The 8,955-nt window shown below is 36.4% G+C and carries 7 protein-coding genes and 2 tRNA genes; 2 read left to right on the top strand and 7 right to left on the bottom strand.

The annotated features are described in order from the left end of the window. On the top strand, window positions 1-260 hold a 260-nt coding region (locus H3T44_RS09135), incomplete at its 5' end, for a hypothetical protein (protein ID WP_232347582.1). Between the two features lie 1,169 nt (window positions 261-1,429). On the opposite strand, the gene H3T44_RS08355 is transcribed toward H3T44_RS09135, so the two are convergent. Continuing rightward, window positions 1,430-2,497, bottom strand: a complete 1,068-nt coding sequence (locus H3T44_RS08355; RefSeq protein WP_162988515.1) for an acyltransferase — start codon at window positions 2,495-2,497, stop codon at window positions 1,430-1,432. 93 nt (window positions 2,498-2,590) lie between these two features. Then, entirely contained in the window at window positions 2,591-4,114 is a 1,524-nt protein-coding gene (locus H3T44_RS08350) for an efflux transporter outer membrane subunit (RefSeq protein ID WP_198196861.1), read from the bottom strand. Window positions 4,115-4,393: 279 nt separating this feature from the next. On the opposite strand from H3T44_RS08350, the gene H3T44_RS08345 reads away from it, so the two are divergent. Then, window positions 4,394-4,468, top strand: a tRNA-Thr gene (locus tag H3T44_RS08345). A 294-nt stretch (window positions 4,469-4,762) separates the two neighbouring features. On the opposite strand, the gene H3T44_RS08340 is transcribed toward H3T44_RS08345, so the two are convergent. The 5 genes from H3T44_RS08340 to hisS all read right to left on the bottom strand — a co-directional run bounded on the left by H3T44_RS08340 (window position 4,763) and on the right by hisS (window position 8,954). Next, a tRNA-Met gene (locus tag H3T44_RS08340) sits at window positions 4,763-4,837 on the bottom strand. Window positions 4,838-4,919: 82 nt separating this feature from the next. Further along, entirely contained in the window at window positions 4,920-5,438 is a 519-nt protein-coding gene (locus H3T44_RS08335) for a DUF4167 domain-containing protein (protein ID WP_198196862.1), read from the bottom strand. 205 nt (window positions 5,439-5,643) lie between these two features. Continuing rightward, entirely contained in the window at window positions 5,644-6,507 is an 864-nt protein-coding gene (prmC, locus tag H3T44_RS08330; protein ID WP_198196863.1) for a peptide chain release factor N(5)-glutamine methyltransferase, read from the bottom strand. Window positions 6,508-6,617: 110 nt separating this feature from the next. Beyond that, a complete protein-coding gene (gene prfA, locus H3T44_RS08325; RefSeq protein ID WP_155564889.1) occupies window positions 6,618-7,700 on the bottom strand; it encodes a peptide chain release factor 1 in 1,083 nt (360 codons plus the stop codon). Between the two features lie 3 nt (window positions 7,701-7,703). Further along, on the bottom strand, window positions 7,704-8,954 hold the full coding sequence (gene hisS, locus H3T44_RS08320; RefSeq protein WP_198196864.1) for a histidine--tRNA ligase: 1,251 nt from the start codon (window positions 8,952-8,954) through the stop codon (window positions 7,704-7,706). Window position 8,955 lies beyond the last annotated feature (1 nt).

Here is an 8,955-nt window from a genome sequence, read left to right as displayed (position 1 = left end):
AACACTACAACCAATACGCCACCAGCATATCCCCTTCTCATCCTATACAATTGTCAATGAACAAAACCGTAAAACACATCAAAAATGAGCCCTACAATCTAATCCCCACAAAGCAACCAGTCAAGAACTTTCAAGCTCGTCGCTCCGTGAATGTCCTTCTACAGAAATCTCTCATGCCAGTCAACCGATTTCTCTCAAAATTATCCAAAAAAATCTCGCCAATAACAAAAATAATAGGTTATCAAGACCTTACACCTTAAATAACCATAACCCAGCCCAATATATCCAAATCTCCGATTCCGCAAAAAAACAGAATCACAATCACAATAAATAAAGGTATCCCGTCCATAATCAGCAGAACAGGATACCTTACCAAATATCGGATTCACCCCTGAAAAGAAGTGTCACAAAGCTAAGTTAAATAAAAAATATTAAAATTTAACAAGAAAGAAAAAACTAAGAAAGGTATCAATAGCGATTCACAACTCAAAGACAAGAAACATCCCACCTTCTCGATGCAAACCTTATATGGTGGCAACCAGCACAATTTCAATAACTTAACCAAAATTAATCATTCGCCATATCAACCCCATCAACAGTAAAATAAAAAATGTTTCCAATAGCATCTGGTTTTATCTAAATTAAGCTTGATATTTTGTACTGATTTAAGATTAGAATTATTATTACTTTCAAAGAAATTCCTATCAAATTAATCTGAAATTTTATTACCTATAATAAGAACTTTAGTCTATTTACATTATTATTACTTATTCTGATATTTTATTGATCTATATCTCTCAATTACAATTTCAAACCGCCATCCAAGTATATTCATCTGATCATAAAATGTTTCCTCAATTTTATTTTCAAAAAATTAAAAATAATATTCAAGGAATTACTGTCTAATAACCTAATTTCAAATTTATTTGAAAAATATAATAGAGTAATAAATAAATAGAAAAAACATCCTCTTGTTAAGAAATATAAAATATAGTTTATAAAAATATAGTTAATTTTATTAAAATTTTATTTTCAAAACGTAATTTTGACTATATAATAACAATATGTCTGACAAACTGAGACTTTTTAGGACAATTCTGAAATGACTAAGGTAAACCCGTATCATAATATTAACTTTTACACTAATGATTACGAATAAAAACCCTATTCAGAAATTTCCCCAATTTTCTCCATTTTCTATATGTGAAAAAGTAAAAGTGTTAGTTTGTTAGATATTTTATTTTTACTTTATTGTTTTAAGGAGACCGTATAACAACATTAATCATTTTTTAAATTTACTTTATTTTGTTATATTAGTAAAATAGTTAAATTTCAGTTTAAAAGGATTAATGCTTCTGCCATGTTAATCCTTTTTTTTTAACCTTATTAATTTGTATCATGTTAAATGATAATACCCAAATATTCTATTTTATAACCATTTTCTAACAATTCGATTTGATAAATGAATAAAAGGACGTTCAATCCAGTTATAACTATAAAAGCTTACAATTAAGACAAGTATTAATTCTACAGCAATCTGCAAGAAAGGATGGGTAGCGTTAGAAAAAAATCGTAACTGATAAAATGTGATAAAAATATAAAGGATAGGACAATGCCACAAATAAATGGAATATGACACATCACCTAGTTTTTTCAATAAATTCGCAACTTGGATATGATTGCTCATTTCAAGACCTATACATCCATATAAAATCAGAGCTGGTGATAGTCCATTATAAAATAAATTGGCCCATTCATTAAAATGTAATCCATATAATTTCTTATAAGTTAATATAAAACCTGTACCACCGATCAATATACCTAAACACAAAGCAATATACTTATCCATTACAGTATGTTTTTTTATTTTAAAAAAGATATAAGCAACGCATAACCCGAAAAAAAAGTTGAAAATCTGGTTATCTCCGAGAAAAAATGGAACATGATGAATCCAATGTTCCACATAAACATATAAAATGACCAAATGTAAAATTGCCCAGATTATAAAAAAAGGAAGCAATGATTTTCTAGGAAACAAACAAATAAAACAGAACATTACAAGATAAAAATACTGTTCGAAGGGCAATGTCCATGCAGCATTCTGTAATGGCATATCAGTAGTTAAAAGGAAAAAATGTGAAATATTTTCTATTTTATGCAAACCAGCTGTTTTAATACCATTGCAGTGAAAAAGAATGATAATGAAAATCATGGTAACCCAAAATAACGGATAAATCCGGAAAATTCTTTTTATTAAAAATTTCAATCCTTCCTTAAATGATGCTTTTTCATGGTTTTCAAGAACGTTCAACGCAATGACAAAACCACTTATTACAAAAAATAGATCCACCCCATATCGCACAAAAGGTCCAGAAAACATATATATCGTTGCGAATATGGGTTTAACTTCTATTTTAATCGATAAAAAATGCGCCCAACAAACTGATAAAGCGGCAAACCCTCTTAACATTTGAAGGGTATAAAATTTCCTTGGCAATAATACGGCTCCAAAATATAAATTATTTATAAGGAAATAAATAATTTGACCGTAATGATCAACTATTCTGATTATGTGCTAGAAATTTTATAATCAACTTTTCTTTTGAAGCGACTCAGTATGTTCGGGAAAGGTTGTTTCCCATCCTCCACCAAGTGCTTTATACAGTTGTACTAAATTGGTTGAAATACGTGTTGTACTTTTTACCAAATCATCCTGAGATTGCAATAGTCGACGTTCTGCATCCAGAACATTGATAAAGGTTTGCAACCCCTCACGATATTGTTCCTGTGCCAAAAAAACAGATTGCTGGTTTGAATTGACAGTTTCCCTTAATTTATCATTTCTTAACTGTTCGGCTTGATAAGCAGACAGAGCGTTATCAACCTCCTGCCAAGCACGCAAAACAGTTTTACGATAAGCGAGAGCCGCTTCTTTCTGCTGCGCCTTTTTTAATTGTAATTGACCCTTTAACTTCCCCCCTTCAAAAATGGGAATTGATATTGTCGGTCCAACATTCCATGCTCGTGCTGACCAAAATCCCAAATCCTTGATCGATAAAGATTGAAAGCCCATTTTTGCATCCACGGTTACTTTTGGATAAAAATCCCCTTCTGCCACACCAACCTCTGCAGTTGCAACATGTAAGGCGGCTTCAGCCTCTCTTACATCTGGACGACGTTGCAGCAATTCAGAGGGCAAACCAACAGGAATCTGCGGGGGAACTGGAGGAATTGGTTTTTGTTGTGACAAAATTTGATCCAAGGCGCGGGGTGGTTCCCCCATTAACAATGCAAGGGCATTCATATAATTAATGACCTGCTCTTCCAATTGTGGGATCTGTGCATTTGTCTGTTCCAGTTGAGCACGGGCATCGTGAACATCCAGTTCTGTTACCAATCCCCCCGTATAACGTTTTTGAGCTAAATCAAGTGAATCCTGAGCAATTTTCGCATTTTTTCGAACAATATCCAGTTGTGTCTGCAATCCACGTAGAGTTATATAATCATTGGCAACTTCAGCCAACTGGAGGGTTAAAATATCTCGTCGCTCCTCTTCGGAAACTTGCCATAAAGCCTTACCAGCCTCGTACTGACGACGAACACGTCCCCAAATATCAGCTTCCCAACTTGAATCCAGAGCATCAGCCCATTCATTAAAAGTGGGAATATCAATATCCTTGGGGTCAACGATTTTACCTAACTCAGGTTTCTGATTCTCGACACGGTTAATAATTCGACGTGCCATTTTACTACTATGTTGTGCTCGGCTGTAACTGCCCATTGCATTCAAGGTGGGAAAGCGTGCCGATCCTGTTATGATTAACTGGGCACGACTGGCAATCATTCGCTGTGTAGCCATTTGAATATCAAGGTTATTTGCGATAGTGCGACGTTCCAGATCAGATAATATCGGATCATGAAAACATTCCCACCAATTCGGATCCAGTTTATTCATACTGATTTGACTTGTAACATTACCGTGGATTGAATTATGGTTTGGATACCATTTTGAAGGGTACCAAGGTGTCTGTTTTTTAAAATCAGGTCCAACCGCACAACTGGTCAATGCAATACTCAAAAAGGAAAGTGATAAAAAACAAAAGCTATATTTCATAGTTGCAACCTGATATCCTATTTTAATATACAGCATAAACGGGCGTTTTCATTTCGAACCATGATGGTTCTTTAATACTATTTAAGATACGCTTTGATGAATTTACATAGAAGACAAAAATAATATTAATCGAACTGAATTTTGGATTTGGTATAAATGTTTCATCTAACTTTTGAACAATTTATCCTTGATTTGCAAGCCATATAAAAAATATGCAAAAAGATAAATTTTTTTGTTGCATCATTTTGAATGAAAAGCTACTAAATAAAGCAAATCGAAGCTGCTGTAGCTCAGTGGTAGAGCACTCCCTTGGTAAGGGAGAGGTCGCGAGTTCAATCCTCGCCAGCAGCACCATTTCTGATTATGTATGACAATTTAATATATCACATCTAATCTCGTTAAATTATTAAAAAAATTTTTTTACAAGATCGTTCTGTTTTTCCATTCCCAACAAAATGTATTTTCATATTCAATGACTCTGATCACTTCAACAATAATCATACCATCAGTCTGATCATAATAAAATTACAATCAAATCACAAAATACCAACTTAAAGACAAAATTAAAAATAAGTTGTTAAGAATTATTCGATTTTAAGGATTTTGAATTTTAACAACCATCTGTAGATTTAAACCAAATTTTAAAGATGGTAGCGACGGGCGGATTTGAACCACCGACCAAGGGATTATGATTCCCCTGCTCTACCACTGAGCTACGCCGCCTTATCAATCATTGAAAGACGAGTTTAATTACCCTTATTTAAATGACAAAGTCAAGTATTTTTCACTCATCTTCTATAATATTTTAACTATTTTCTTCCGAAAACTTTTTTTTTCCTGCTGACAGCGCTCTAGGAGGCCTTCCTCTACGCGGCACACGAACCGGTGCAGGCTGTTCAGCCTCTATCTCCTGAACAACAGGAGTTTCATTTGCAGTTTCATCAATCTTAATTTCGACAGCCTCGGTTGTTTCCGGTTCATCCTCTATCATTTTTGCAGGCTCTGTATTATTTGCCGTTTCCTGAAAATTATTGGGACGATGTCTTTGTTGATTAGACTGGTTAATCATATTAACAATACGAGAATAATGTTCTGCATACTGAAAAAAACTTTCAGCATTGACCCGATCCCCTGAACTTATGGCATCCCGTCCCTGTTGAAGATATTTTTCATGTAATTGTTGAGCAGTTCCACGAATACGTCCATTAGGACCGTTACTTTCAAACACATGATTTCGATTAAAAGAAACCTGTCCGTTTTGATGCCGTGCCCCCCCGTTATTGCCTGACCGGTAATAACGACCTCGCATACGTTTTGTATTCATAAGTTATTGTTATACTTTCCTATTAGTAAATATGAAACTAAGGTTACATTTTGATTGGTTGATAGATAATGATTAATATGAAACAAGTAAACTAAATGAAATAAATAAATTGCAATTTAATACTATAATTTATACAGCTATTAATCATTATATTGAGTTAGTAGCTTCTCTTACTATAATTAAAATAAAATTATATGATAAGCTTTTACAATTTTATATTAGAAAAAACAAGGGCTCTTGTATAACCATTTAAATCCTGTTGTTTTTGCACAACATGCAGCCCTACATCCCTTCCAATCTCTGTAACATGCTCTTCCTGTTCAATTCCTAGTTCTAAAATCAAAACTCCCTGTTCCGTTAATAAATCCGCGGCTTGATAACAGATTAAACGATATGCATCAAGGCCGTCCCTTCCTCCAGCCAAAGCTGACATGGGTTCATAGTTTTTGACCTCTGGCATTAAATTTAATAATTCATGTTCACGAATGTAAGGTGGATTGGATAAAATAATATCAAATTCCCCCTTTAAGGCATTACCCCAATAACCTGTATAAAATATAGATCGGTCCGCCAATTTGCATTTTTCCGCATTTTTCCTCGCCAATCTAACAGCCTGTTCTTTATAATCGACCCCAATTCCAAAACTTTTCGTATATTCAGACAAGGCAGCAAGCAACAGGCAACCTGTGCCGGTTCCCAGATCCAGAAAATTATAACGAGTTTGGCGTTTCGGAAACAATTTCAACAAAACCTCGATCAAAGTCTCGCTATCAGCGCGAGGAATTAAAGTGGCTTCTGACACTTCCAAATTTAACGACCAGAATCCTTTTTCCCTCACAATATAAGCGAAAGGTTCATGCTGACTTCGTCTATAAAAATATGAACGAATTAGGACAGGATCGATCAATTCTGTTTTATCCATCAAGAATAATTCGGTTCTGCTTTTTTTTAACGTCGCAGCTATTAATAACATTGCCTCTCGTCGCGGTGCTTCAATTCCTGCCTTTTGAAAAAGCATCTCGCCTTCCTGAATTAATGAAGCCAACGGTATTTGTACACTATTATCCATGTAATCCAGTAAAAATCAATTTATCCAAATATAAAAACAACTAATGCTTTTAAACGATAATATAACTAAGGCATTAGACAGAAATAAAAGGCAAAACCAGAATTTTTTTCCTAGGTATTCTCTTCAGAAGCCAATAGTCGGGATTGTTCTTCCTGGATTAAATAATCGATAATCTCATCAAATTCCCCCAACATAACACGATCAATCTTATGCAACGTCAAATTTACCCGATGATCGGTAACACGTCCTTGTGGAAAGTTATATGTACGAATACGTTCAGAACGATCTCCTGTTCCCACCTGAGAACGACGGTCTGCCGCACGATTTTCATGAGCGGCCAACCGTTGTTGTTCATATAAACGTGCACGCAGGATCTTCATGGCTTTCGCCTTATTTTTATGCTGACTTTTTTCCTCCTGCATCGCCACGACCACACCTGTCGGAATATGAGTGATCCGCACCGCACTTTCCGTTTTGTTAACATGCTGTCCACCAGCCCCAGAAGCACGATAGACATCAATCCGCAGATCACTTTCATCAATTGTGACATCCACTTCCTCTGCCTCAGGCAATACTGCAACGGTTACTGTTGAAGTATGAACACGCCCCTGACTTTCGGTAGCTGGAACACGTTGCACGCGATGAACACCCGATTCATATTTCAAACGTGCAAAAACTCCCGTGCCCGTGATTGAAGCAATCCCTTCTTTAAGACCGCCCAATCCAGTATCACCATATTCCAGAATTTCAAAGCGCCAGCCTCGAGATTCCGCGTAACGTTGATAAGCGGAGAAAAGTTCTGCCGCAAACAGACCCGCCTCATCACCCCCAGCCGCTGGACGTAGCTCTAAAATTGCACTTCGTTCATCAGCCTTGTCCTTTGGTAACATTGCCAAACGAATCTTATGTCTTATTTCCGGAAGTTTTTCATGCAACCCCTGTAACTCGGCCTGCGCCAAATCTTTCATTTCAGGATCATCAAGCATTTCCTGAACAGCCTGATAATCCTTTTCTGCCGTCCTTAAAGATTCAATCAAGGCTACAAGCGGATTCAATTCAGCATATTCACGTGAAGCCTCAATAAATTCATCCCCGGATATCTCAGTGGATAACAAGTGTTGTAATTCTTCTGACCGAGCTATGATTTTATCCAGACGATCATTAAAACTTGCAGAAAATTCTTCAGAAGACATAAATTATTTCGCCAATTTCAAAATAAGCTGAGAAACCAAATCACGCAAGGCAACCTCGACTTGTTCACCAGAATTCAAATCTTTCAACTGAACAACTTTTTTGGTCGCCTCATCCTCACCAATAAGCAATGCAATAGACGCTTTCCTTTTATTAGCCCACTCCATTTGTTTACGGAAATTCCCTTTATAGGTCATTTCAGCAGCAATTTTATGCGTTCTCAATAGCTGTAAAACCGTAAATGCCATTTCATGAACCGCATCAGAAAATACAATGATTGCTACAGATTTAGGTTGGACGGGTATCGAATTCAATAAAAGAGCCAATCTTTCAACCCCAGCTGCCCATCCAATAGCAGGAACAGAAGGTCCACCCATTTCTGCAACCAGCCCCTCATATCGTCCGCCCGCCAGAACGGTACCCTGTGATCCAAGCTTTGTCGTTACAAATTCAAAAACCGTATGACTATAATAATCCAATCCACGAACAATATAATGATTTTCTCTAAATGGAATTTTAAACTGATCCAGTGCTTTTCGTAACCTATCCCAGAATTCCAGTGCTATTGGAGTCATATAATCTTTTATTAACGGAGCATGATCCAATAACGCTCTATCCTGTGCAGCCTTACTGTCCAAAATACGCAAGGGATTTTTCTCCAACCGATTTTGACTATCTTCTGATAATTCAGATTTAACAGTTTTGAAATAGGCAATTAAAGCTTCTCGCCATGCTTGACGGCTGGCCAGATCCCCCAGCGTGTTCAATTCAAGAACAACATTATCTGAAATACCCAGGGCATTAAGAATATGCTGCCCCATTGCAATCATTTCCGCATCTGCAAAAGGGGTTGTCGTACCCAGCAATTCTGCACCAATCTGATGAAACTGCCGATAACGGCCTTTTTGAGGACGCTCATAACGAAACATTGGGCCGGCATAAAAAACCTTTTGAGGAAGGGTTTGGGTCAAAGCATTTGTAACCAAAGCACGGCAAATTCCAGCTGTTCCTTCGGGACGCAGGGTGAGAGAATCCCCACCACGATCCTGGAATGTATACATTTCCTTGGAAACAATATCCGACGTATCCCCTAAAGAGCGCGCAAAAACACCTGTTTCTTCAAAAACCGGTGTTATCCATTCTTCAAACCCATATAATGAAGTAATATTTTTTGCGGTTTGCATAACATATTGATGATTTTTTGCCTCGTCACCAATCAAATCATGGGTTCCACGAACGGGTTTAACCACACTCACT

The organism is Commensalibacter sp. M0355, assembly GCF_016101365.1.
In the GTDB taxonomy this organism is placed as follows: Bacteria; Pseudomonadota; Alphaproteobacteria; order Acetobacterales; family Acetobacteraceae; genus Commensalibacter; species Commensalibacter melissae.
The sequence above is the reverse complement of the archived record's forward strand: the minus strand, read 5'-3'. Positions and strand labels throughout refer to the sequence as shown.

What these genes read in the sequence shown, in the direction of transcription:
- prfA (WP_155564889.1), bottom strand. Translation starts at nt 7,700, where the DNA reads ATGTCTTCTGAAGAATTTTCTGCAAGTTTTAATGATCGTCTGGATAAA.
- prmC (WP_198196863.1), bottom strand. Translation starts at nt 6,507, where the DNA reads ATGGATAATAGTGTACAAATACCGTTGGCTTCATTAATTCAGGAAGGC.
- H3T44_RS08350 (WP_198196861.1), bottom strand. Translation starts at nt 4,114, where the DNA reads ATGAAATATAGCTTTTGTTTTTTATCACTTTCCTTTTTGAGTATTGCA.
- H3T44_RS08335 (WP_198196862.1), bottom strand. Translation starts at nt 5,438, where the DNA reads ATGAATACAAAACGTATGCGAGGTCGTTATTACCGGTCAGGCAATAAC.